The organism is Humidesulfovibrio idahonensis, assembly GCF_054657715.1.
Genome location: NZ_BAAHYE010000002.1, coordinates 1,355,620 through 1,378,003, shown reverse-complemented (window position 1 = coordinate 1,378,003; position 22,384 = coordinate 1,355,620). Strand labels below are relative to the sequence as shown.

General features: G+C 65.5%; 23 protein-coding genes. 12 read left to right on the top strand and 11 right to left on the bottom strand.

Annotated elements, in window-relative coordinates:
* Positions 1-5 precede the first annotated feature (5 nt).
* From ACYQ4W_RS06800 to ACYQ4W_RS06790, 3 genes are all read right to left on the bottom strand, one after another.
* Positions 6-392: an OsmC family protein gene (locus ACYQ4W_RS06800; RefSeq protein ID WP_459854401.1), complete on the bottom strand. Its 387-nt coding sequence runs from the start codon at positions 390-392 to the stop codon at positions 6-8.
* Between the two features lie 77 nt (positions 393-469).
* Positions 470-805, bottom strand: a complete 336-nt coding sequence (locus ACYQ4W_RS06795; protein WP_459854398.1) for a c-type cytochrome — start codon at positions 803-805, stop codon at positions 470-472.
* Between the two features lie 93 nt (positions 806-898).
* Positions 899-1,831, bottom strand: coding sequence for a LysR family transcriptional regulator ArgP (locus tag ACYQ4W_RS06790; RefSeq protein WP_459854395.1), 933 nt, complete (start codon positions 1,829-1,831; stop codon positions 899-901).
* Between the two features lie 106 nt (positions 1,832-1,937).
* Here ACYQ4W_RS06790 and ACYQ4W_RS06785 point away from each other — a divergent pair, with 106 nt between their 5' ends.
* Complete coding sequence (locus ACYQ4W_RS06785; RefSeq protein ID WP_459854392.1) at positions 1,938-2,576, top strand: LysE/ArgO family amino acid transporter; 639 nt, start codon at positions 1,938-1,940, stop codon at positions 2,574-2,576.
* On the opposite strand, the gene ACYQ4W_RS06780 is transcribed toward ACYQ4W_RS06785, so the two are convergent.
* From ACYQ4W_RS06780 to yjgA, 3 genes are all read right to left on the bottom strand, one after another.
* A complete protein-coding gene (locus ACYQ4W_RS06780; protein ID WP_459854390.1) occupies positions 2,573-3,535 on the bottom strand; it encodes a sensor domain-containing diguanylate cyclase in 963 nt (320 codons plus the stop codon). The genes ACYQ4W_RS06785 and ACYQ4W_RS06780 overlap by 4 nt on opposite strands.
* A 146-nt stretch (positions 3,536-3,681) precedes the next feature.
* Positions 3,682-3,945, bottom strand: a complete 264-nt coding sequence (locus ACYQ4W_RS06775; protein ID WP_459854387.1) for a hypothetical protein — start codon at positions 3,943-3,945, stop codon at positions 3,682-3,684.
* Positions 3,946-4,044: 99 nt separating this feature from the next.
* Positions 4,045-4,680, bottom strand: a complete 636-nt coding sequence (gene yjgA, locus ACYQ4W_RS06770; RefSeq protein ID WP_459854385.1) for a ribosome biogenesis factor YjgA — start codon at positions 4,678-4,680, stop codon at positions 4,045-4,047.
* A 127-nt stretch (positions 4,681-4,807) separates the two neighbouring features.
* Here yjgA and ACYQ4W_RS06765 point away from each other — a divergent pair, with 127 nt between their 5' ends.
* Positions 4,808-5,512 (top strand): DUF2461 domain-containing protein, encoded by a 705-nt coding sequence (locus ACYQ4W_RS06765; protein WP_459854382.1) that lies wholly within the window; start codon positions 4,808-4,810, stop codon positions 5,510-5,512.
* A gap of 120 nt (positions 5,513-5,632) precedes the next feature.
* On the opposite strand, the gene pruA is transcribed toward ACYQ4W_RS06765, so the two are convergent.
* Positions 5,633-8,653: an L-glutamate gamma-semialdehyde dehydrogenase gene (gene pruA / locus ACYQ4W_RS06760; RefSeq protein WP_459854379.1), complete on the bottom strand. Its 3,021-nt coding sequence runs from the start codon at positions 8,651-8,653 to the stop codon at positions 5,633-5,635.
* A 3-nt stretch (positions 8,654-8,656) separates the two neighbouring features.
* Complete coding sequence (locus ACYQ4W_RS06755) at positions 8,657-9,169, bottom strand: Lrp/AsnC family transcriptional regulator (RefSeq protein ID WP_459854377.1); 513 nt, start codon at positions 9,167-9,169, stop codon at positions 8,657-8,659.
* 193 nt (positions 9,170-9,362) lie between these two features.
* Between ACYQ4W_RS06755 and ACYQ4W_RS06750 the strand changes: the two genes are divergently transcribed.
* The 4 genes from ACYQ4W_RS06750 to ACYQ4W_RS06735 are packed head-to-tail and all read left to right on the top strand — an operon-like array spanning position 9,363 to position 13,152.
* On the top strand, positions 9,363-10,505 hold the full coding sequence (locus tag ACYQ4W_RS06750; RefSeq protein WP_459854375.1) for an ABC transporter permease: 1,143 nt from the start codon (positions 9,363-9,365) through the stop codon (positions 10,503-10,505).
* A gap of 27 nt (positions 10,506-10,532) precedes the next feature.
* Positions 10,533-11,366 (top strand): ABC transporter ATP-binding protein, encoded by an 834-nt coding sequence (locus ACYQ4W_RS06745; RefSeq protein ID WP_459854372.1) that lies wholly within the window; start codon positions 10,533-10,535, stop codon positions 11,364-11,366.
* A complete protein-coding gene (locus ACYQ4W_RS06740) occupies positions 11,363-12,511 on the top strand; it encodes an MlaD family protein (RefSeq protein WP_459854370.1) in 1,149 nt (382 codons plus the stop codon). The genes ACYQ4W_RS06745 and ACYQ4W_RS06740 overlap by 4 nt, the downstream gene beginning before the upstream one ends.
* An 11-nt stretch (positions 12,512-12,522) precedes the next feature.
* A complete protein-coding gene (locus ACYQ4W_RS06735) occupies positions 12,523-13,152 on the top strand; it encodes an ABC-type transport auxiliary lipoprotein family protein (protein ID WP_459854368.1) in 630 nt (209 codons plus the stop codon).
* Between the two features lie 170 nt (positions 13,153-13,322).
* Here ACYQ4W_RS06735 and ACYQ4W_RS06730 read toward each other — a convergent pair whose 3' ends face one another.
* Positions 13,323-13,994 (bottom strand): LysE family translocator, encoded by a 672-nt coding sequence (locus tag ACYQ4W_RS06730; protein WP_459854365.1) that lies wholly within the window; start codon positions 13,992-13,994, stop codon positions 13,323-13,325.
* 188 nt (positions 13,995-14,182) lie between these two features.
* On the opposite strand from ACYQ4W_RS06730, the gene ACYQ4W_RS06725 reads away from it, so the two are divergent.
* The gene (locus tag ACYQ4W_RS06725) at positions 14,183-15,580 is read left to right on the top strand and encodes an aminotransferase-like domain-containing protein (RefSeq protein ID WP_459854363.1); all 1,398 of its coding nucleotides are present in this window, start codon (positions 14,183-14,185) and stop codon (positions 15,578-15,580) included.
* 6 nt (positions 15,581-15,586) lie between these two features.
* On the opposite strand, the gene ACYQ4W_RS06720 is transcribed toward ACYQ4W_RS06725, so the two are convergent.
* A complete protein-coding gene (locus tag ACYQ4W_RS06720; protein ID WP_459854360.1) occupies positions 15,587-16,282 on the bottom strand; it encodes a DUF2064 domain-containing protein in 696 nt (231 codons plus the stop codon).
* A gap of 165 nt (positions 16,283-16,447) precedes the next feature.
* Between ACYQ4W_RS06720 and ACYQ4W_RS06715 the strand changes: the two genes are divergently transcribed.
* From ACYQ4W_RS06715 to ACYQ4W_RS06695, 5 genes are all read left to right on the top strand, one after another.
* Entirely contained in the window at positions 16,448-16,918 is a 471-nt protein-coding gene (locus tag ACYQ4W_RS06715; RefSeq protein WP_459854358.1) for a pyridoxamine 5'-phosphate oxidase family protein, read from the top strand.
* A 16-nt stretch (positions 16,919-16,934) separates the two neighbouring features.
* A complete protein-coding gene (locus ACYQ4W_RS06710; RefSeq protein WP_459854355.1) occupies positions 16,935-17,519 on the top strand; it encodes a GDSL-type esterase/lipase family protein in 585 nt (194 codons plus the stop codon).
* 118 nt (positions 17,520-17,637) lie between these two features.
* On the top strand, positions 17,638-19,542 hold the full coding sequence (gene glgB / locus ACYQ4W_RS06705) for a 1,4-alpha-glucan branching protein GlgB (protein ID WP_459854353.1): 1,905 nt from the start codon (positions 17,638-17,640) through the stop codon (positions 19,540-19,542).
* Positions 19,543-19,645: 103 nt separating this feature from the next.
* Positions 19,646-20,701 (top strand): 4-hydroxythreonine-4-phosphate dehydrogenase PdxA, encoded by a 1,056-nt coding sequence (pdxA, locus tag ACYQ4W_RS06700; protein ID WP_459854351.1) that lies wholly within the window; start codon positions 19,646-19,648, stop codon positions 20,699-20,701.
* Between the two features lie 38 nt (positions 20,702-20,739).
* Positions 20,740-21,717 (top strand): J domain-containing protein, encoded by a 978-nt coding sequence (locus ACYQ4W_RS06695; protein WP_459854349.1) that lies wholly within the window; start codon positions 20,740-20,742, stop codon positions 21,715-21,717.
* A gap of 112 nt (positions 21,718-21,829) precedes the next feature.
* Here ACYQ4W_RS06695 and ACYQ4W_RS06690 read toward each other — a convergent pair whose 3' ends face one another.
* Positions 21,830-22,360 (bottom strand): hypothetical protein, encoded by a 531-nt coding sequence (locus ACYQ4W_RS06690; protein ID WP_459854346.1) that lies wholly within the window; start codon positions 22,358-22,360, stop codon positions 21,830-21,832.
* Positions 22,361-22,384: the final 24 nt, after the last annotated feature.

The window sequence follows — 22,384 nt, the reverse complement described above, 5'->3', positions numbered from 1 at the left end:
CTTCTTTATTCCTTGCCCATCTCCTTGAACGACACCGCCCCGCCCATGATCTTCTTCACCGGGCAGCCGGCAACGGCGTGCATGAGCGTGGCCCGCTGGGCCTCGGTGATCTCGCCGCGCAGCTCTATGCCGTACTCGAACACGCTTTCGTCCTTGTTGTCCCGGTTCAGCTTCACCTTCACTTCCGCCCCTTCCAGGGGGATGCCCCGCTTCTCGGCCGAGAGGCGCAGCACCATGGTGACGCAGGTGGCGAGGGCGGCCTCCAGCAACTCCACGGGCTTGAACCCGGCGTCGTTGCCGCCGTATTGCGGCGGCGTATCGGCCAGGGCTTCGTGTTTGCCGTCGCTGAAACGCGCCAGGAATTTCTCGGGCAGACTGGTGCTGGTGATCATCTGTGGGACTCCTTGCAGGCTGAAGTATGCGGCGGAGAGGCGCGTTCTCCTCTCCGCCGCACAATGGTGAAGCTGTTTTAAAGCCCGGCGATGAAGTCCGCAAGAGCCTGCACGTCCCCGTCGGAAAGGGTCGAGGCCTGCTTCTCCATGATGGCCTTTTTCGCGCCGCCATAGGTCATGGCCTTGTAGCCATTCAACGCGGTGACGACGTATTCCGAGGTCTTGCCCTTCAAGCCCTTTGAGCCGTCGGCTCCGTGGCAACCGGCGCATTTGGCGGCATACAGGGCCTTGGGTCCGCCGATGACCACGGCCTTGGCCTCTGGCGCGGGCTCAGGGGCCGGAGTCTTGGGCGCGGTGGCGCAGGCGGCGCCAAGGAACATGGCCAGGGTGACGACGGCAAAAGTTTTGCGCATGTGGCCTCCATTCTGGTTGGTGTGCATGCCGCCGCAATGGCAGCTATTATCGATTGTACTCGCAGCAGGCCGCCAAGGTAAAGCGTGCGCTGCTTAAAAAGATGAGTCGGCCGAGGGCTGGAAGAGTTCCTTGCGCGCGGCTGCGGCAAGGGACTTTGTGAGCGAGGAGAGCAGCGCGGACGGAATGTTCCAGCAGTGCCAGTAGAGCGGCACATCCATGGGCGCGCCCGGCGCAAGGTCCACAAGGCAGCCCTCGGCCAAGTGCCCGGCTGCCTGCATGTGCGGAATGAGCCCGTAGCCCGCGCCTCCGGCCACAAAATCCACAAAGCGTTCGGAATTCGGCACGTGGTGCCTGGGCGCCTCCTGCGGGCTTGCGCCAAGAAGGTTTTCGAGGAAGCGGTCGTGGACCGTGTCTTGCCTGTTGAAGACCACGGCCGGGGCCAGCCGCGCGGCTTCCATCGTCAAGCCGGCGGCGAACCAGCGCGCGGCGAAGCCGGGAGCGCAGGCGCAGTGGTAGCGCATGAATCCCAGCAGCGCGGCCCGGCAGCCTTGCATGGGCGCGCTGCGCGTGCTGACGCAGCCTGCGACCTCGCCCGCGCGCAGCAGTTCGTGGGTGCGCTCCTGGTCGTCCACGCGCAGATCCAGCGCCAGCCGTTCGCTGGCGAGCAGGGGCAGCACGGCGCTGGTGAACCATGTGGCGAGGGTGTCGGCGTTGACGGCCAGGGCGATGGTTTGCCAGGGAGCACGGTCGGACTGCCGCGTTGCGGATTCGCCCAGGCCAAGTCCCCGCGCAAGCTCCGCCTCCAAGAGCCCCACGCGGCGCGCATGGCGCAAAAGCAGACGTCCCGGCGCTGTGGGGGCGGGCGGCTGCGTGCGCGCCAGCACCGGTTGGCCAAGGCTTTCCTCCAATTGACGGACACGCTGCGAAACCGCTGATTGCGTAAGGTTGAGCCGCTTGGCCGCGCGCTCGAACCCGCCTTCCTCGATCACCGCGGCCAGGGCCTGCACGAGTTTGTAGTCCAGCATGGCTGCACATTAGCAAAATTAATGGACTGTGCAAAGAATGAATTGGACCTGGCGGCGCGGGGCGGGATACTCCGGTTGCGGGCGCGATGGCGCAAGGGAGGATTCAATGCTCGCAGCCGGATGGATGGTTTACGCGCAGGGGGTTGCGCTCAGCGCCGGGCTCATTGTGGCCATTGGCGCGCAGAACGTGTTTGTGCTGACCCAAGGCGCGCGGCGGCATCGGCCCTGGCTGGTGGCCGGGGTGTGCACGGCCTGCGACGCGCTGCTCATCGCTGCCGGAGTGGGGGGAGTGGGCGGGCTTGCGGCCGGTCGGCCGGGGCTTTCCGGCGCGCTGGGGCTCGCCGGGGCGGCATTTCTGGCCGTGTATGGCCTGCGTGCGTTGAAAAGTGCCTGCACGGGCGCTTCCATGGGGCTGGATGAAAACGCGCCGCGGCCAGGCGTGCGGGCCATCATCCTGACAGCCCTGGGCGTGAGCCTGCTCAATCCCCATGCGTTGCTCGACACCGTGGTGCTCATCGGCGGGCTGGCCAGCCAGCTCGACGCCGGTGCGCGGCTGGCTTTTGGCCTGGGCGCGGCCACGGCCTCGGCCTGCTGGTTCTATGCCTTGAGCCTGGGCGGGCGCGTACTGGCGCCGGTTTTGCGTCGGCCGGGTGCGTGGCGCATTTTGGATGCGCTGGTTTGCCTCACCATGTGGGGGCTGGCCGCGGGCATAGGCCGGGAGGCCTGGGCCGCGCTGCGGCTTTAGCCCGCCAGTTTCGCGTCTGCCCGTTTCGAGTCTGGCTGTTGCGCCGTGTCGCCTTCAGGGCCGCAGTCCAGGGAGCAGGTGTTGCGGCCGGAGTGCTTGGACTTGTACATCATGGCGTCGGCGCGGGCCACCAGGGAGTCGATGGTGTCGGACCGGAGCGCCATGGCTCCGCCGACGGACACGGTGAAGGTGAGGTCGCCGCCTGGCACAGGCAGCGAAGACGCCTCGACGAAGCGGCGCATGCGTTCGGCCACGATGTTGAAGGCGCTTGGGCTCACCTTGGGGATGATGGCCAGGAATTCCTCGCCGCCCCAGCGGCACACGGTGTCGACCGCGCGCAGGGCGCTGAGCAACGTCTTGCTCAGCATCACCAGGGCCCTGTCGCCCACCTCGTGGCCGTAGGTGTCGTTGACGGCCTTGAAGTGGTCGATGTCCACGAAGAGCAGTCCAAAGGGCGTCTGGTAGCGTTGCAGGTCGAGGCTGCGGCGCTGGAATTCCTCTTCCGCGGCGCGGCGGTTGCCCAGGCCCGTCAGGGCGTCGCGCAGGGTTTGATGCTTCAGCTCGTTGAGCTCGCACAGGATGCTGTGGCGGGTGGACGTGTCGGTGAAGATCTCAACGGCGCCGACGATGTTTCCGATCTCGTCGCGCAGCGGGGCTATGCGCACGGAAATGGGCACGCGGTGCCCCTGCTTGTGGTGCAGGAAAACTTCGTCTTCGCGGGGTTGGCCGTCGCGCAGGGTTTTGGCCAGCGGGCACAGGCCCACGCAGAGCTGCAACCCCGTGTTGCCTATGTGCCGCAGCAGATTGTCCGCGCAGGATTTGCCCAGCACTTCCTCGCTCGTGTAGCCGGAAATCCTTTCAGCTCCGCGATTCCAGTAGGTGATGTGGCGGTTGCGGTCCACAAAGTAGACCCCATCGTGGATGTTGTCCAAAATGCTTTTGTAGAGGTCTGGATTCACGGCTGCTCCAGAATTTTAGGAATCGTATCTATTTGCGATAATTTTACGCCCCTCTGTTTTGCGTTGCAAGAGAATCGTGGGGGGCATGAAAAAAAAGGCGCTGCGGATCGCTCCGCAACGCCTTTTCGGAAAAAAAGCCCTGTTCGCTAGAAGCGGACGGCCACGAGGTTGAACGGGGTGTAGTTGTTGTCCGGGTTTTCGGCGTAGCGGCAACCCATGCGCGAATCGTCGCGCTTGTTGATGATGTCCTCGACGGAATTCGTGTAGTGCGGACATTCGTTGTTGAAGCACACTTCAATGACGCCCCAGCCGCTTTCGGGCGGCGCGAGCCAAGCCTCCATGGGCTTGTTGCAGTGGGGGCAGACGCGGTCTTCCAGTTCGGTGATGATGCCGGCATATTCGTGGATCACGGGGCTCTCCTTGTTGCTCTTTCGAAATCTTGGGTGCGGTTTTGCCGCGTCTGAATGTAAGGCCTGAACGCCGGGCGTCAAGGGCCTTGCGGACCGATGCTAGAAGGTGGCCTTGACCGGCGCTTCCGGCAGGCCGCCGGCATCGTCGTCGCCTTCCTCGCCCTCGTAAGACTCGGCCGCATCGTCGCCCTCGCCCAGGTTGGCTTTGCCGCCGGGCTGGCGCAGCTCGCGCAGCAGGCGGAACAAGGCCCGGCTGCTGCGCGGCGGCTTGTTCTTGGCCGCCTCGGCGCGGGCATTGCGCACAAGCTGGCGCATTTTGCTGCGCACCTCGACGCGGTCGGACTCCGGCGCAAGGGCCACAAGGTTCTCCATCTCGGACTCGTCGCCCTCGAGCAGGGCCGCCCGCAGAGCCTCAATGGCGTGGAACTCGTGGGCCTGGCTGCGGTTGCCCGCGGCCATGTCTTCCACTGCACGGGCCAGCGGGTCGGTGTCGGTCTCGCGCATCAGCGCGCCGATGAATTGCAGCTGCCTGCGCTTGGCCTCGTGCTTGGCCAGGGCCTTGTAGTCGCGGATGGCTTCTTCCAGCCGAGGCGGCAGGTTCAGGCGTTTGAGGGCGGAGTCCGGCATCTCTGCCAGCTTGCCGCCAAGCACCTGCAGGGCGGCGCTGTCGCGCTTCATCTGCGAGCGGCTGGGCGGACGGGGATCGGAATAGTCATAGGGCTTGGGCTTGCGCATGGAATCCTCTGGTCGTCGTTTTGGGAAAAACACTATCGCCTGTTCGGCCGCTTCTGGCAAGGGCGCAGCGCTGGACCTCCGGTTCCGTCTGTGCGAGGAGGGAGGGCCAACCCCCCTGGAGGAAGCCATGCCCCGATCCGCAACGTCTCCGACCATCCCCGCCGAGGCCTTGACCTTTTTGGCCGAGCTGGCCGCCAACAACAGCACGGACTGGTTCGCCGCCCACAAGGAGCGCTACGAGAGCGACGTGCGCGGCCCCATGCTCCGGCTCGCGGAGTCCCTGGCCCCGGCCATGGCGGTCCTTGATCCGCTGTTTGTGCTGCATCCGGCGTCCGTGGTTTCGCGCATTCGGCGCGACGTGCGTTTCTCGCGCGACAAGTCGCCCTTCCGCAGCAACGTGTGGTTGGCCTTCAAGCGCCGCAGCGCGGAGTGGACGGGGTATCCCGCGTTCTTCATGGAGTTCGGGCCGGGCATGTTCCGCCACGGCATGGGCTTCTACTCGGCCGGCAGCAAAACCATGGCCGCCCTGCGCGAGCTCGCGCTGGAAGACTCCGACGGCTATGCCGAGGCCGTGCAGCGCGCCGAGTCCGCAGCCTATGGCCTTGTGGGTGACGAGTACAAGCGGCCGCGCGTGCCGGAAGGGCGCCACCACAGCGTGCAGGAACTTTTCCGCAAGCGCAACGTATACATGGTCTGCAACGCAGAACCGGACACAGTGGTGGGCAATCAGGGGCTGGGTGCGGCGCTGGCCGATGGCTTCGCCAAGCTTGAGCCGCTGTACCGCTTCTGGCTTGCCGCCGCCGCGCGCGTGCAGGACGGAGCGCGGGAATGACAAGGGCCGGGAGCGTGCGCTTCTGGAACTCCTCAAATTGGCTGGCGACTTCGAGGGCGCGGGAATGAAAAAGGCCGGGAGCGTGCGCCCCCGGCCCATTGTGATGCTTCGCTCGGGAGCCTAGGCCACCCAGTCGTCGCCTTCCTCCACCGGGGCGAAGCCGCGGCGGATGGTGTTCTCGGAAACCAGGCGCGGGTCCATGAACTGCAGCAGATAGTCCGGGCCGCCGGACTTGCTGCCCACGCCGGACATGTTGAAGCCGCCGAAGGCGTGGCGCTCGACCATGGCGCCCGTGCTGCCCTTGTTCAGGTACAGGTTGCCCACGCGGAACTCCTTTCTCGCCTTCTCCAGGTGCTTGGGGCTGCGGCTGTAAATGGCGCCGGTGAGCGCGAAGCGGGTGGAGTTGGCGATGTCCAGGGCCTCGTCGATGTTCTTGGCGCGCATGACGGCCAGCACGGGTCCGAAGACCTCCTCCTGGGCGATGCGCATGTCCTTGGTGATGCCCTCGACGATGGTCAGGGGCACGTAGCAGCCGCCGTCCGTGGGGAAGTCGGTGCGCTTCACCAGCACCTTGCCCTCGGAGCAGGCGATGTCCACGTACTTCATGATGTTCGCCTGGGCGGCCTTGTCGACCACCGGTCCCATGGAGAACGCGGGGTCCTCGGAGGGGCCGATCTTGATGGACTTGGCGGCCTCGGCCAGGCGGCTCACAAAACGCTCGTAGATGGGGTCGAGCACGATGACCCGCGAGCAGGCCGAGCACTTCTGCCCCTGGAAGGCGAAGGCGGAGTAAAGCACGCCGGTGATGGCCTCGTCCAGGTCCGCGTCGTCGTCGATGATGATGGCGTTCTTGCCGCCCATTTCGGCGATGACCTTCTTGCACTGCACCTGTCCGGGCTGCACCTTGGCGGCCTTTTCCTGGATGCGCAGGCCCACTTCCATGGAGCCGGTGAAGGCGATGACGGACACGTCCGGGTGCTCCACCAGGGCGTCGCCCATGACGGAGCCGCGGCCGGGCAGGTAGTTGAACACGCCGTCGGGCAGGCCGGCTTCCTTGAAGATGCGCGCCAGGCCGTAACCCACCACCGAGGACAGGCCGGAGGGCTTGTAGACCACGGCGTTGCCGCAGACGATGGCCGCCGCGGCCATGCCCGCGCTGATGGCCAGGGGGAAGTTCCAGGGGCCGATGACGGCGGTGACGCCCTTGCCCTGGTAGAAGTACTGGTTCATTTCGCCGGGGGCGTTGCCCATGCGCTTGGGCGCGCCCAGGCGGATCATCTCGCGGCCGTAGTATTCCAGGAAGTCGATGGCTTCGCCGAGGTCGGCGTAGGCCTGATCCCACTGCTTGCCCACTTCCAGCACCTGCACGGCGGAAAGCTCGAAGATGTCGCGGCGCATGATGTCCGCGGCCTTGAAGAGCACCTTGGCGCGCTCCAGCGGCTCCACGTCGCGCCAGGCCAGATAGGCCTTGCGAGCCACGGCCAGGGCGTCCTGGGTCTCCTTCACGCCGGCCTGGCAGATCTTGCCCACGATCTCCGTGGGCTTGGCCGGATTATAGGAGTCCAGCGTGTCCGCGGTCTTCACTTCCTTGCCGCCGATGACCAGCGGATAGGTCTTGCCGAAGTCTTTGCGCACCTTGGCCATGGCGTTGACCATGCCCGCGCGGGCGGCCGGGAGGGTGAAGTCCACCGCGGCCTCGTTGGCGAAGGCCGGGTAGCCGCCGGGACCCATCTTGGGCGCTGCCGGGGCCTTCTTGGCCGCCACTTCGCGCTCGCGGGTGGCGATGGGATTCTCGAGCAGGCGCTCCAGCTCCGCGCCCTCGGCAAAGCTCTGGCGCAGGAAGCTCTCGTTGGCGGTGTTCTCCAGCAGGCGGCGCACAAGGTAGGCCATGCCGGGAATCAGGTCGCCGTAAGGGCAGTACAGGCGCACGCGCTTGGCCACGTTGCGCAGGCCTTTGCGCACGGGCTCGGCCATGCCGTAGAGCACCTGGAACTCGAAGCGGCTGTCGGGCACGTTCAGCGCCTTGGCCGTCTCGATGACGTTCGAGATGGTGCGGATGTTGTGCGAGGCGCAGGCGAAGTGGCAGATGTCGTGGTTCTCCAAAATCTTGCGGGCGATGCGCTCGTGCGCCATGTCGCTCTCGGCCTTGATGGTCCACACCGGAACCTCCCAGCCGTTCTGCTTGGCGAGAACGGTCTCGGAATCCCAGTAGGCGCCCTTCACCAGGCGGATGGAGATGGGCAGGTTCTCTTTGCGCGCCCAGCCGATCATCTCGGTCACGTCGGACTCGGTGCTCTTGAGGTAGCACTGGAACACGATGCCCAGGTGCGGGTAGTCGCGGTGCTCTGGCGCGCTGCGCAGGCGCTTGTACAGCTCAATGGTGATTTCCTTGTACTTCAGCTGCTCCATGTCGATGCACATGAAGCCGCCCATCTCCTTGATCTTGCGGTAAATGGGCTCGACACGGCGGTAGATGCCCTCAACGGAGCCGGCAACGTCCACGGCCTTGGCCTGGGAGTAAAAGGCCGAGGGTTTCACGGCCACGTTGACCTTGGGCGCGTTGCCCCAGTCCAGGTCGCCCTTGGCGTCGAGCGCGTCCCACTTCTTGTATTCGGCCTGGATGCCGTTCAGGATCTCCATGTAGCCGTCGAGGTACTCGTCGCATTCCTTCTCGTTCAGCGGCGCCTCGCCCAGCAGGTCGATGACGAAGGCGAAGCCGTCCTTGCGCAGCTGGCGGATGCCCTTCACGGCCTCCGAGGCCTTCTCGCCGATGATGAACTGGCGGGCCATGCCCTCGATGTTGGTGCGGATGGCCTTGTTGAGCACCATGGCCACAAGCCCGCCGCCGAAGCCGGTCTTGCCCGCGCCCCATTTGAGCACGTCCGGTATGTTGGCGTCCTTGTCGCCGAAATATTCCTCGATGTGGCGAGAGAGGGACTCGCTGGTGGTGAGGTAGGGCAGAACGTCCACGAAGCGGAACATCTGAACCTTGAAGTCCTCGTTCTTCATGGCCCAGTCCATAACCTTGCCGGTCCACCAGCCCTTGTTGAAGATCGACGGGGCTTCGCCCGCGATGCTCTGGAAGAACTCTTTGCCCCTGGCTATGATTTTGGGATCGAGTGCGCTCGCGTCGATGGACATTGGCTACTCCTTGCTCTGGGCTTTTGTGCTGTCGGTTTCGGGGACGTATCCGCCGGGCTGCACATCGTCGAGGATGGGCAGGGAGCGGGTTTCCTTGAGGGTGGTGAGCACGACCGTGGTGCGCGTGTCGCGCACGCCGTGGATGGCGCCGAACTGCTGGAGGATGTGCTGCAGGTGCTCGGTGTCGCGGGCGCGCACCTTCACCAGATAGGAATCCTGCCCGGCGGTGTAGTGGGCCTCCAGTACGCCGGGCACCTGGGACAGGGCCTTGCCGATGTCCATGGAGCCCACGCCTTCGTCCGCGCGCACAAAGGTGAAGGCGGTGAGGGTGAAACCCACGTCCTTGGGGCGCAGCACGGCCTCGAAGCCGCGGATGATGCCCTTGCGCTCCAGCTTGCGCATGCGCTCCAGCACGGCCGAGGGCGCCATGCCCACGGCGCGGGCGATGTCCGCGTTGGAAGTACGACCGTTATCCTGCAGGATGCTCAGGATCGTCATGTCAATCTTGTCGATCATTCTGTTAACCTTCCGTTTCAAGAATAAAATTCTGTTTCATGCTAAATGTCAAGTGGAAACTGCGGGCGCTTGGCTTCAAAACAAGCGCTTTTGCGGAAAAGACGCGCCGTCGCAGCGGGTTGCCGCGCCGCCGGTTGCGCGCGCCTGCTTCCCTTTGCCTTTCGCCTCTGTTTGCGCTAGCGAGGTGGGCATCATGCGACACAATACCCAGACCGCGCCGCCCGAGGGCCTCGCCCTTGCCGAGGAAGCCCCAGGCGCGCTCTCCGTGCGGCTCACGGGAGACCTGAACGCCGCCACGGTGGCCCGCTTTTGGGAGCCGGCCATGGCTTTTGTGCGCGGCCGTGCCGTTTCCTCCCTGCGCATCAATCTGGAGAACGCCGCGTACATCGATGGCGCGGGGTTGGCGCTGCTGGTGAAGCTCAAGGCCCTGGCGCTGGCGGCCGGGGCCGAGGTCGAGATTTCCGGCCTGCCGGAGCGCTACGCCTCGCTGCTTTCGTTGGCCGAGCGGGCCGAAACGGCGGAGACCGTGCTCAAGGACAAGCCCGGCAGCCGCTTTGCCCGCTTCACGCCGAATTTCGACGAACTGCTGCGGGAGCTGCGCATGCTGGTGAGCTTCATCGGCGAATGCGCGCTGGTGGTCTACGAATCCTTGCGCCACCCCGGCCGGGTGCGCTGGCCCGACGTGCTGCGCTCGGCCCTGGCCATCGGCGTGGAGAGTCTGCCCATCCTGCTCTTGATAGGCTTCCTCATGGGGCTCATCATGAGCTTCCAGTCGGTCATCACCCTGCAGCGCTTCGGCGGCGAGATCTATGTGCCGAACATGCTGGGGCTCGTCATGTTCCGCGAGATGGGCCCGCTGGTGACGGCGATTCTTTTGGCCGCGCGCTCCGGCTCGGCCTTCGCGGCGGAGATAGGCACCATGCGCGTCAACGAGGAGCTGGACGCCCTGACCACCATGGGCATAAGCCCCGTGCGCTTTCTCGTGGGGCCGCGCATCCTGTCGTCCCTGGCCGTGGTGCCCATCATGACGCTGTTCTTCAACTTCGCCAGCCTGGTGGGCGGGGCGCTGGTCATGCTCTCCATCGGTTTTCCGCTGGTGACCTTCACCTCGCGCGTGTTCGCCAACGTGAAGCACGCGGATTTGTTCGGCAGCTTCGTCAAGATCATGGTGTTCAGCCTGCTGGTGGCCGGGGTGAGCTGCCTGCGCGGCCTGCGCACCGGCGGCGGGGCCAGCGCCGTGGGCCGCTCCACCACGGCGGCCGTGGTCAGCGGGCTCATCCTCATCACCGTGGCCGACGGCCTGTTCGCCGTGCTGTTCTATTACTTCAAGATTTGATACAAGCCAGGGCGGAAGCGAGAACCAATGCCGAACACCGAACCCATCATCACCGTGCGCAACCTCACCTGCGCCTACGGCCCGGAGCCTGTGCTCAAGGACGTGGCTTTCGACGTGGCGCCGGGCGAGGTGTTCGTGGTCATAGGGCGCAGCGGCTGCGGCAAAAGCACGCTGCTCAAGCACATGATCGGCCTCATCAAGCCCGTTTCGGGCAGCATTTTTCTGGATGGCCGCGACATTGTGGCCGCAACGGGCGACGACCGCCTGACCATCCTCAAGAACATCGGCGTCATGTATCAGGGGGGCGCGCTGTTCGGGTCCATGACCGTTTCGCGCAACGTGGGGCTGCCGTTGGAAGAGTACACCGACCTGCCCGAGGAGGCCATCGAGGTCCTCAGCCGGGTGAAGCTCTCGCTGGTCGGGCTGGAGCGTTTCGGCGAGGTCATGCCCGCGGAGCTCTCCGGCGGCATGGTCAAGCGCGCGGCCATCGCCCGCGCCATGGCCCTTGATCCGGCCATCCTCTTTCTTGACGAACCCTCCGCCGGGCTCGACCCCGTGACCAGCGCCGAGTTGGACCGCGTGGTGCGCAGCCTGGCCGAGAACTTGGGCATCACCTTCGTCATCGTCTCGCACGAGCTGCCGAGCATCTTGTCCATTGCCGACAGGGTGATTCTGCTGGACGACCACGCCAAGGGCATTGTGGCCGAGGGCGACCCGCGCGAGATGCACGCCACCAGCACTGACCCGCGCGTGCGGCGCTTTTTCGACCGCGAGGCGCGCGTGCCTTCGCCTGCTGCCGCGCCGGGCAACGCTTCTGCCGCCGTGGCCGCGCCAACCCAAAACGCGGAGATGCGGGCATGATCCGGGGCGGCGACTTTTTCAAGCTGGGGCTTTTCGTCATCAGCGGCGTTGTGCTGCTCTTCGTTGTGCTCTTCGCCCTGGGCGCGGGCAAACTGTTCCAGCGCACGTATCAAATGGAGACCTACATCAACGAGTCCGTCAACGGGCTTGAGGTCGGCTCCGCCGTCAAATACCGGGGCGTGCGCGTGGGCAGCGTGTCCGAGATCGGCTTTGTGGCCGGCAAGTACGGCAAGCATGCCGAGGGCTACCGCTACGTGTACGTGCTCTGCACCCTCGACAAGGACCTTTTCGGCACCATGGGGCCCAAGTCCGCCCGCGACCAGGCGGCCGAAGAAGTCTCGCGGGGTCTGCGCGCCCGCACCATCTCCCAGGGCCTTACCGGCCAGCTGTTCCTGGGGCTCGACTATGTCGCCCCGGACCGCAACCCGCCGCTGCCCATCGACTGGGAGCCCGCCAGCATCTACATTCCGGCCGCGCCCAGCACCCTTTCCCAGGTGGAGCAGGCCGTGCTCGGCATCAGCAACACCCTCACCGGGTTGGACCAGGCCGAGCTGCCCGAGGCCGTGAAGAGCTTCCGCCGCTTTGCGGACAGCGCCAGCCAGTTCCTCGACAGCGCGGATCCCAAGGTCATCGGCCCCAAGCTGGCCGCCACACTGGACCAGACGCGCACGCTGCTGGCGCGCATCAACGTGCTTTTGGCCGATCCCGCCGCCGAGACCATTGTGCCAGAAGCGGCCCGGACCCTGACCGGGGTGCGCAAGGTGGTGGAAGCCGCCGGGCCGGACACGGTGAAGCTGGTGCACGATTCCCGCGAGACCGTGGCCAGCCTCAAGGTCTCGGCCAAGGCGCTGGAAAAGCTGCTTGCCGATCCGGAAATGAGCCGGCAGCTGGCCGCCGTGCCCGGAGCCATGCAGCAGGCGCGCGAGACCGTGACCGAGCTCAAGTCCGCGGCCAAGCGGCTCAACGCCGTGCTGGGCAGGGTGGAGCAGCTGACCGCCTCGCAGCAGGCCAATGTGGAAGGCATTCTGGACAGCGCGCGCGGCCTTGTGGATAATTTGAAGGAACTCACCGGCGAGGCCAAGCGCTACCCCTCGGGCGTGCTCTTCGGCCCGCCGCCGGCCAAATCGCCCGTGGGCGGAAAGTAGACGGAGGCTCCATGCGCTTTGCCGCGATGATCGCCCTGTGCCTGGCGCTGCCCCTGGCCGCGTCCTGCGTGAAGATGGAGCGCCAGCCCCTGGACAAGCACTACTACGCCCTGGAGACCACGCGTCCCGGCGCGGATCGGCTAGCCGTGGACGTGGCGCCTTCGTCGCGGGCCACGCTGCTTGTGCGGCGTTTGCAGGTGGCCCCGCGCGCCGCGGGCCGTGAGCTGGTGTACCGCACCGCGCCCTCGGCCTGGACGGCGGACTATTACAACCTGTTCTTCGTCAGCCCCGCGGACATGCTGACCCAGGACCTGCGCGCCTGGCTCGCCGCCTCAAGCGTCTTCGCCAATGTCGTCGATCCGGGCAGCCTGGCCGCCTCGGGCTATGTGCTTGAGGGCAATGTCTCGGCCCTGCATGGCGACTTTGCCGCCAAGCCCTCCCAGGCCGTGGCCGAGATGCAGTTCATCCTGCTCAAGCCCACGGACGGCGAGCGCACGATCGTGCTGACCCGCGAGTACCGCAAGAGCGTGCCCCTGGCCTCGGATTCGCCCCAGGAGCTGGTGCGCGCCCTGCGTCAGGCCGTGGCCGGCATTTACGCCGACCTTGAGGCCGATCTGCGGAGCGCGCTGCCGCGCAAGTAGAGAGCGGCAGCAGCGGCCCGTCACCTTGGCGGCATTCTCCGCGTCATGGCCACCACCGGGTCTTGCTCCGCATCCTGCGCGGCAACATGCGCCATGCGCGGCGCAACTTCTCCGCGCACCCTTCACGCGCATGCTGCCCGCGCATTCTTTCCCTCTATCCTTCATGCACTCTAAAAGAGCCCGTCCGGCAGCATGTCCTTGGCCATGGGGATCATGCTCGCCACCAGCAGAACGGCCATGGCGACATTGAAGGCCTTGAGCCTGCGGCGGTCTTGCAGAAAGCCGCGCAGGGCGGAGCCGAGCATCGCCCACAGGGCCACGCAGGGCATGCCCGCGAAAAAGAACACGCCGGTGACGAGCAGCGCGCCTGCCACGGGCCGGTCCGGGGACCCGTATGTGCTGGCGGCGGTGACGCACATCATCACGGCCTTGGGGTTCACCCACTGGAAGGCCGAGGCTTCGAAAAAGGTCATGGGCCTGGCGTTGGCTTTTGCTGCGGCATCGTGCCGCGTGTCCTGCCTCGGGCCGTTCTGCGCCGTCTCCGCAATGGAGGCGGGCGGCGTGGAGGTGGCGATGCGCCAGGCCAGGTACAGCAGATAGGCGGCCCCAAGGGCGCGCAGGGTGGGGTAAAGGCCGGGCACGGCCTCGAAAATATAGCCCACGCCAAGGCCCAAAGCCAGCTGCATGAAGGTGAAGCCGAGGGTGACGCCGAGCAGGTGCGGCACTGTGCGGCGGATGCCGTAGTTGACGCCCGAGGCGAAAAGCATGGCGTTGTTCGGCCCGGGGGTGATGGAGGTGACGATGGCGAAAAGGCAAAGCGAAGCGAAAAGTTCCGTGGTCATGGTTTCCTCCTGTTTTTGTGCCGGGTCATGATCTGCTGCCGCATGGTGGACGCTCGCCGTACGAAATGGGTACAATCAATAATTGTCATCATGCTAAATCTCCTGGTTAAGGGCTTGTCTGCGGACGATTCCGCTAGTTCCAGTTTCTATGTTGACAGTTTGTGGTGGTCAATGTAATTATTGTCACCATGACAATGTGGACACCGCAGCTGCCGGACGACCGGCCAAAATACCTTGCCCTGGCCGACGCCATCGAGGCCGACATCGCAAGCGGAAGCCTTGCGCCCGGGCAACGCCTGCCCACGCACCGCGATCTGGCGGACACCCTCGGCGTCACGGTCGGCACGGTGACGCGCGGCTACGCCGAGGCGGCGCGGCGCGGCGCGGTGCGCGGCGAGGTCGGTCGGGGCACCATCGTCTGTTCGGAGCAGGAGGGCGCAAGCCCCTGGTGGAGCGGCGGCCCGGACGCCAAGGCGCAGATCGACCTGGGCCTGGTGACGGGCATGTACGGCCTGGACCCGGACCTGGGCAGCGCCTTGCGGGAGCTTTCCGCCCGGCCGGACGTACAGGATTTCCTGCGCTATCAGCCCTCGCGCGGGATGGCGCGGCACCGCGAGGCCGGGGCCAAATGGTGCGGCCGCTTCGGAGTCGAGGTTTCGCCGGAGCAGGTGCTGGTGACTGCGGGCGGGCAGCACGCCCTGCTGGTGCTGTTCTCCGTGCTGTTCCGCCCTGGCGACCGCATCGCCGCGGGCAATGTCAACTATCCCGGCCTCATCACCGCGGCCTCGCTCTTGGGGCTCAAGCTGGTGCCCGTGGCCCTCGACGCCGAAGGCGTCATACCCGAGGCCCTGGACGAAGCCTGCCTGCGCGAAGGCGTGCGCGGGCTCTACTGCATGCCCGGCGCGCACAACCCGACTACGGCGACGCCCAGCCCGGCCCGGCAGGAGCGCCTGGCCGAGCTCGCGCGTGAGCGCAACCTGCTTGTGGTGGAGGACGCGGCCTATGCCCTGACCGCCTTTGAGCCGAAGAGCGGCGGCGCGTGCCATGCCTTGGCCAGCCTTGCGCCGGAGCGTTCGTTTTTCGTCGCCAGCGTGTCCAAGGTGTTGGCCGGGGGCCTGCGCGTGGGCTATGTGGCGAGCCCTGCGGAATATGTGGCGCGGCTGGCGCTGGGCATTACGGGCACCACGTGGATGGCCTCGCCCCTGTGCGGAGAGATCGCCGCCGCGTGGATTCTGGACGGCACGGCCGAGGTGGTGATGCGCCGCAAGCTGGCCGAGGCCGTGCGCCGCAACGAGGTGGCCCGGCGCGTTTTGGCGGGGTATGACTTCGCGGCGCTGCCGCAGGGCTATTTCATTTGGCTGAAGCTGCCGGAACCCTGGCGCGCGGCGGACTTTGAGCGCGCGGCGGCCCTGCGCGGGGTGGTGGTCATCGCGGGCGATTCCTTCGCCGTGGGGCAAACACCGGCCCCGGCTGCGGTGCGGGTGTCGCTTTCGGCCGCGCGCAACCGGGACGAGTTGGAGCGTGGTCTCGCCGTGCTGGCGGACCTGCTGCGCGACGCGCCCCGGCCAGGGCGCGCCATTGTGTGAGGAAGGCTAGAGGCCCGCGCGCTCCGCAGCAAGGCGCACCGAGGGCAGGAGCGCGAAGCGTGTGTCCTTGCAGCGCGCGGCCAAGGCCGTAGCATCGTCCAGGGAGGCCACTGGACTGTAGGGCGCAAGCACTTTGACCTTGCGCTCGTAGAACAGCAGCAGGGTCTCCATGCGGGTGAACAGACCCGGGCGGCTCTGGTCCACCATGTCCAGGGCGTCGGTGGTGTAGCCCTCGAAGTCGAAGCCCAGGGCGTACAGCCCATCGGCGTTGGCGTCCGGTGCGGCGGCGCACTGCGCGTCGGCGCGGGCGGGCGCGGGACCCAGGCAGCAGCATTTCCAGCCCAGGGAGTCCATGGCGGACTGGATGGCGTGGCCGGGCAGGTCGGGCATGGCGTTGGCCAGCAGCAGGGCCCGTTCGCATCCGCGGGCGAACACGAGCCGGAAGGCGTTGCGCTGCTGCACCTGCAGGTTGCGGCCATGGGCGTTGGCGAGCTTGAACCTGCCCTTGCCCAGCACCTCGCGGGCCTTGTCCTTGTCTTCTTCCGGGGCAAGGAAAACGAACACGTCCGCGTCCACGTCCGCCAGGTTGCGCAGGGTGTCGCGCACAAGGGCCACGGCGAGGGGGTCAGGGGCTTCGCCCGGAGCGAGTTTGCTCAGCACGGGCAGGGGCTGGTCGAGGAAAAGCATCACTGCGGATTTCATGGGGGCTCCTGGCTTGCTTGGAATCGATACCCCGCAGAAGTAAGCCCAAGCGTCCCGGCTGGCAATGCCGCCATTGCATATTTCACGAAAATCCGTCCCCTTGATGCCCCCTGGCAAAGGGCGTAAAGACCGACCGGGCTGCCACCCCGCAAACTTTTGGAGTGCATGATGCGCAAAGACGTCACCGACGACCCCAAGGCCGTGGCCGACATTTTGGACCGGGCGGAATACATGAACCTCGCCCTGACGGACGAAGCCGGGCTGTACAGCGTGCCCGTGAACTTCGCCTATGCCAACGGCGTCGTGTACTTCCACTCCGCGCGCAAGGGCCGCAAGTTCGAGGCGCTTCGCCTGGCCGAGGCCGGCGGCGTGGCCGTGGCGTTTTCCGCCGCCACCGACCTGGAGATGAAGACCGGCGAAAAGGCCTGCCAGTGGGGCTGCAAGTTCCGCAGCGTGCTGGGCGCAGGCCGGGTGAAGATCGTGACGGACCCAGGCGAGTGCCGCGCCGGGCTCGGCGTCATCATGAAGAAGTACGCGGGCGCGGATACTTTTCCGTACGACGAGAACATCCTCGCCAAGACCGCCGTCATCGCCCTCCGGGTGGAGAGCGCCACGGCGCGGCTTAAACTGTCTTAGATCAGGAGATCAGCTCATGGTTGTTTGCTTCATCGGCGATTCGTTGACCCAGGGCATAGGCGACCAGCGGGCTCTGGGCTGGGTTGGGCGGCTGGCGCAGGCCAGCTTTGCGCAAGACCCCGCGCGGCCCCGGAACCTCACCGTGTACAACCTCGGCCTGCGGGGCGAGTCCTCCGTGGCCATCCAGGCCCGTTGGCGCGGCGATACCGACCGCCGCCGCCGCAACGGCGAGGACATGGCCTTCGTGTTCAGCTTCGGCGCGGCCGATGGCCTGCACAAGGTGCCCCACGAGGACACCCTGCGCGCCTCGCGCGACATCCTCGGCACCGCGGCCAGCCTGGGCCGTACGCTGTACATCTCGCCCCCGCCGGCCTTCGACCCCGCCTGGTCCGCGCACATCAAGAACGTGGGCGGCGTGCTGCGCGGCATCTGCGCGGAGCTCAGCGTGCCCACCTTCGACTTCCACGCCCCCCTCGCGGCCGACGCCAAATACATGGCGTCTCTCGAGCCCGACGGCATCCACCCGGACACTGCGGGCTACGACCGCATGGCCGCGCTTCTGCGCGGATTCGGCCCCCTTGCCGAACTTATGCAGTTGTAGCCCCTGGATGCCCTCGTCGCGGTGATTGTCTGCGGCGCGCAAGTACGGTACTGTGCCCATAGAGGGCCGGACTCCGACTTGCCGCCGCAGAGAGTCCGCCCCCAACCAGGAGCGACGCATGAGCCAGCACGCGACCCAGCCGGTTTTCATCGAACCCTTCGACCTTTACCTCTTTGGCAAGGGCGAGCACTGGGACCTGTACCGCATTCTGGGCGCACACCCGCACGAGCAATGGGGCGAGCAGGGCTACCGCTTCGCCGTCTGGGCGCCCAACGCCCGCAAGGTCAGTCTGGTCGGGCCGTTCAACGGCTGGCTGGGCAAGGCGCACCCGCTGTATCCCGTGGGCTCCTCCGGCATCTGGGCGGGGTTCGTGCCCGGCCTGGGCGCTGGCGAGCTGTACAAGTTCGCGGTCAAGGCCCAGAACGGCCACACCATCTTCAAGACAGATCCCTTCGCCTTCTATGCCGAGATGCGGCCGGGCAACGCCTCGCGCACGTGTCCGCTCGACGGCTACCAGTGGAGCGACGCAACCTGGCTCGACGAGCGCGCCCGGCACAATCCGCCCCTGAACCGCCCGCAGTCCGTGTATGAGGTCCATGCGGGCTCCTGGCGCATGCGCGACGGCAAGTTCCTCTCCTACCGCCAATTGGCCGATGAACTCATCGGCTACGTGAAGGAGCTCGGCTTCACGCACATCGAGTTCATGCCCCTGGCCGAGCATCCGCTGGACGAGAGCTGGGGCTACCAGACCAGCCATTATTTCGCGCCCACCTCGCGCTTTGGCGCACCCGACGACCTGCGCTATCTCATCGACCGCTGCCACCAGGAGGGCATCGGCATCATTCTGGACTGGGTGCCCGGGCACTTTCCCAAGGACGACTGGTGCCTGGGCCGCTTTGACGGCACCGCGCTCTTTGAGCACGAGGATCCGCGCAAGGGCGAGCACCCGGACTGGGGCACGTACATCTTCAACTACGGCCGCCACGAGGTAAAAAATTTCCTGCTGGCCAACGCGCTCTACTGGTTCAAGGAGTTCCACATCGACGGCATCCGCATCGACGCCGTGGCCTCCATGCTTTACCTCGACTACTCGCGCAAGGCCGGGGAGTGGATTCCCAACACCTTCGGCGGGCGCGAGAACCTTGAAGCCATCGAACTGCTGAAGGAACTGAACACCGTGGTGCATTCGCACTACCCCGGCGCGCTCATGATCGCCGAGGAATCCACGGCCTGGCCCGGCGTCTCGCGTCCCACGTACACCGGCGGGCTCGGCTTCACCTTCAAGTGGAACATGGGCTGGATGAACGACACCTTGAACTACTTCACCAAGGAGCCCGTCCACCGCGCGTACCATCACAACAGCCTGACCTTCTCCATGCTCTACGCCTTCACCGAGAACTTCGTGCTGCCGCTTTCCCACGACGAAGTGGTGCACGGCAAGGGCGCGCTGCTTTCCAAGATGCCCGGCGACCAGTGGCAGCAGTTCGCCAACCTGCGCCTTTTGCTGGCCTACCAGTGGGCGCACCCCGGCAAGAAGCTGCTCTTCATGGGCTGCGAGTTCGGCCAGTGGGACGAATGGAACTGCAAGAAGGAGCTGGACTGGATTCTGCACTGCTTCCCCACGCATACGGGCGTGGCGCGGCTCGTGGGCGACTTGAACCACCTGCTCAAGACCCGCCCGGCCATGCACGAGGCCGACACCAACTGGGACGGCTTCGAGTGGATGGACTTCCGCGACTGGAGCAACTCCGTCATCAGCTTTGTGCGCAAGGCCCCTGGGCGCGAGCCCGTGCTCTGGGTGTTCAACTTCACGCCCGTGGTGCGGCAAGGCTACGGCGTGCGCTGCTCCGGCCCGGGCTGGTGGCGCGAGATTCTGAACACCGACGCCGAGATCTATTCCGGCTCCAACGTGGGCAACGCGGGCGGCCAGGAGGCCGTGCAGCACGGCGGCGGCAGCTTTCTCACCCTGACCCTGCCGCCCCTTGCCGCAGTCGCTTTTTCGCGCGGGGCAGAAGGCCAGTAGAGCAGGGAGCAACGCAGCGGTATCGCGCCCACATGACGGGATGCCGCCCCGCCACGGGCTGAAACGTTTTTGATCGAACCGACGCAAGGACAACGGAGGAGCCATGACCGGCAAAGCATTGGGCCACACGCTGGCCGTCACCCTTGGCGACCCGTGCGGCCTCGGCCCGGAGCTCGTGGTGCGCACCCTGGCGGACACGCCCCAGCGTTACGAGCAGCGCGGCGAGCAGCTCCTTGTCATCGGGCCGCTGGCTCCGCTGGTGCATGCCCTGGAGGGCCGCCCCCGCTTCTTTGAACTGCTGGACTCCGGCGCCAATCTTGCCGAGCAACTGGCCCAGCGCGGGCCTGGCGCGTATTTTGTCGAGCCCAAGGGCCTTGCCGGGCTGGACTACCCCGCGGGAACCGCAGCCATGGCGGGCGGCCTTGCCGCCGGGCGCAGCCTGGAGCTGGCTGTGCGCCTGGCCAAGGCCGGGTCCATTCAAGGGCTTGTTACCTGCCCGCTGAACAAGGCCTGCCTGCAGGAGGCCGGGTTCCACTTCCCCGGACACACGGAGTTTTTGGCCGAGGGTCTGGGCGTGGGCGCGGGCAACGTGACCATGCATCTGTGCGGGCCCATGCCGCTGCCCGCCGCGCCCGGCGAAAAGCCGCCCCTGGTTTTGCGCGTCAGCCTTGTTACCACGCATCCGCCCCTGGCGGACGTGCCCCGGCTGGTGACGCGCGAGGCCATCTTGCGGGCGCTGCGCCACACTGCGGACTTTGTGGCGCGCCTCGGCCTCAAGGGCGGCATAGGCGTTTGCGGGCTCAATCCCCACGCGGGCGAGAGCGGGCGCATCGGGCGCGAGGACCTGGAGGTTGTGGGCCCCGCCGTGCGCGAGGCCAAGGCCGCGGGGCTCAACGTCGACGGCCCCATTCCGGCGGACACGCTGTTTCATTTCGCCGCGCGCGGGCGCTATGCCGCCGTGCTGGCCATGTACCACGACCAGGGGCTTGCGCCGCTGAAGCTTCTGCACTTTGGCGAGGCCGTGAACGTGACCCTCGGCCTGCCCATCATCCGCACCTCGCCGGACCACGGCACGGGCTACGACCTTGTGGGCACGGGCAAGGCCAGGCTCACGAGCTTCGTGGCGGCGCTTGATCTGGCGCGGCGGCTGGTGGGGTAGGGCGAAGGCGCAAGCGCCCCCTTTGAAGCATCCCCGGCATGAACAAGGTCCACACCCACTACGACAACCTGCGCGTGGCGCAGAACGCCCCGGCAGAGGTGATCCAGGCCGCGTACCGCGCGCTGTGCCTCAAGTTCCACCCCGACCGCAACCCGGACAACCCCGAGGCCGCGCGCATCATGGCGGTCATCAACGCCGCGTACGAGGTGCTCTCCGACCCGGCCAAGCGCGCCGAGCACGATGCGTGGATCGCCCAGCGCGAGGCGGCTTTGGGCCAGGGCTCCCCGTCATCCGCTTCGTCATCATCCGGCTACTCCGCGCAAGGCTCCGCGTCCGGCCCGTCCGGGTACCAGGCCCCAGGGCAGCACGCCGAGTCCCAATCCGCACAGCAAAACCCTGGCGCGCCGTCCAGCCGCGCCGCCTCCGCAACGTCCTCGGGCTTGGGCGCGCATTTGGCGCGGCGCTGGCTCTTTTATGTCATCGGCGCGTTGCTGGTGTGGAAGGTGTGGTGGACGAACACTCCGCAGAAGGAGCCGCCGCAGCCGACAACACAGACCGCGCCGCAGCGGTCCGCGCAGCCAGGCGCCAAGCGGTCCGCGCCGAAACCAGCCGCACCGGCCGCCGTTCCCGAAGCGCCCGCCGCGCCGGAGCCCGCGCCGACCATCGGCCAGTTGCAGACGGCCGGCACAGACAACTGCCGCGTCATTGTGGATAACCGCCAGGGCCATGTGGCGCTTGTGGGCAGGCTGGTGCGCAAGGACGGCGACCAAGCCGGCGTGGTGCGCGATTTCGCCGTGCCCGCCTCGGGAACGGTCAATGTGCGCAACGTGCCGCCGGGCACCTACGAGGTGCGGTACAAGAACCCTTCCACCGGCGAGGCCAAGCGGACCGAGACCTTCACGCTGCACGAAACGCGCACGGCGGAAGGCGTCCGCTCGGACGTGCTGACGCTCACGACCTACAACGTGTCGAACGGGAACCTGCACACGACGCCGATTGGGGAAGGGGAGTTTTAGAGGGAGGGCATAATGCTCAAGGCGTGTTGTGGCGCTTGATTTGGCGAGAAGGCTAGTGTTGATAATTTTGTCTATTTTTAAAATATTGTTTTTGCATATAATATATGGTAAGCTAACAGAAATATTTCAATATTTTAAAAATGAAAAACGTTGATGCAGCCGAGGCCACTACGATAGGCATCAATACTTCAGATGTAATATGCTCGTAGCAAAGAATCCTTTTCTGGTTATTGTGGGCATTTTTTAACTTTTCGATTTTATCTATTAACTTTAGCCTGTAAGTTGCAAATTCAATAGAATAGCTTTCGTGTGCATCCTCATGCCATACGTTTTCTGTAATTTCGTCTAGTGCTTTTTCAATGTTTTCTCTTTTTTGCTCAAGGTCTTTCAGTGGTTCTGAACTTATGTTTACATGTAAGCGAAGAATAAATGTCATTAGTTCGTAAGCAATAGCACACAGCAGTAAGATATCTAAATATTTATTGTCTGAAAATTTAATCTCTATTCCGGTAATCTTGATTTCTGATATTTGTGGAGATAGAAGTATAAATGCAATAGAGCTAAATGATAGTATTATTAAGTTTCGTCTTGACTTTAGCACTTCTTGGGATAGTGTGAAATCGTTAAAGAGATGCTCTAACATTGGTAGCGTCCCATTGTTTGTATC

Bases quoted from the DNA above. Each gene is read 5' to 3' on its own strand.
- ACYQ4W_RS06800 (WP_459854401.1), bottom strand. From the start codon at position 392: ATGATCACCAGCACCAGTCTGCCCGAGAAATTCCTGGCGCGTTTCAGC.
- ACYQ4W_RS06795 (WP_459854398.1), bottom strand. From the start codon at position 805: ATGCGCAAAACTTTTGCCGTCGTCACCCTGGCCATGTTCCTTGGCGCC.
- ACYQ4W_RS06790 (WP_459854395.1), bottom strand. From the start codon at position 1,831: ATGCTGGACTACAAACTCGTGCAGGCCCTGGCCGCGGTGATCGAGGAA.
- ACYQ4W_RS06785 (WP_459854392.1), top strand. From the start codon at position 1,938: ATGCTCGCAGCCGGATGGATGGTTTACGCGCAGGGGGTTGCGCTCAGC.
- yjgA (WP_459854385.1), bottom strand. From the start codon at position 4,680: ATGCGCAAGCCCAAGCCCTATGACTATTCCGATCCCCGTCCGCCCAGC.
- ACYQ4W_RS06765 (WP_459854382.1), top strand. From the start codon at position 4,808: ATGCCCCGATCCGCAACGTCTCCGACCATCCCCGCCGAGGCCTTGACC.
- pruA (WP_459854379.1), bottom strand. From the start codon at position 8,653: ATGTCCATCGACGCGAGCGCACTCGATCCCAAAATCATAGCCAGGGGC.
- ACYQ4W_RS06755 (WP_459854377.1), bottom strand. From the start codon at position 9,169: ATGATCGACAAGATTGACATGACGATCCTGAGCATCCTGCAGGATAAC.
- ACYQ4W_RS06750 (WP_459854375.1), top strand. From the start codon at position 9,363: ATGCGACACAATACCCAGACCGCGCCGCCCGAGGGCCTCGCCCTTGCC.
- ACYQ4W_RS06745 (WP_459854372.1), top strand. From the start codon at position 10,533: ATGCCGAACACCGAACCCATCATCACCGTGCGCAACCTCACCTGCGCC.
- ACYQ4W_RS06740 (WP_459854370.1), top strand. From the start codon at position 11,363: ATGATCCGGGGCGGCGACTTTTTCAAGCTGGGGCTTTTCGTCATCAGC.
- ACYQ4W_RS06735 (WP_459854368.1), top strand. From the start codon at position 12,523: ATGCGCTTTGCCGCGATGATCGCCCTGTGCCTGGCGCTGCCCCTGGCC.
- ACYQ4W_RS06730 (WP_459854365.1), bottom strand. From the start codon at position 13,994: ATGACCACGGAACTTTTCGCTTCGCTTTGCCTTTTCGCCATCGTCACC.
- ACYQ4W_RS06725 (WP_459854363.1), top strand. From the start codon at position 14,183: ATGACAATGTGGACACCGCAGCTGCCGGACGACCGGCCAAAATACCTT.
- ACYQ4W_RS06720 (WP_459854360.1), bottom strand. From the start codon at position 16,282: ATGAAATCCGCAGTGATGCTTTTCCTCGACCAGCCCCTGCCCGTGCTG.
- ACYQ4W_RS06715 (WP_459854358.1), top strand. From the start codon at position 16,448: ATGATGCGCAAAGACGTCACCGACGACCCCAAGGCCGTGGCCGACATT.
- ACYQ4W_RS06710 (WP_459854355.1), top strand. From the start codon at position 16,935: ATGGTTGTTTGCTTCATCGGCGATTCGTTGACCCAGGGCATAGGCGAC.
- glgB (WP_459854353.1), top strand. From the start codon at position 17,638: ATGAGCCAGCACGCGACCCAGCCGGTTTTCATCGAACCCTTCGACCTT.
- pdxA (WP_459854351.1), top strand. From the start codon at position 19,646: ATGACCGGCAAAGCATTGGGCCACACGCTGGCCGTCACCCTTGGCGAC.
- ACYQ4W_RS06695 (WP_459854349.1), top strand. From the start codon at position 20,740: ATGAACAAGGTCCACACCCACTACGACAACCTGCGCGTGGCGCAGAAC.
- ACYQ4W_RS06690 (WP_459854346.1), bottom strand. From the start codon at position 22,360: ATGTTAGAGCATCTCTTTAACGATTTCACACTATCCCAAGAAGTGCTA.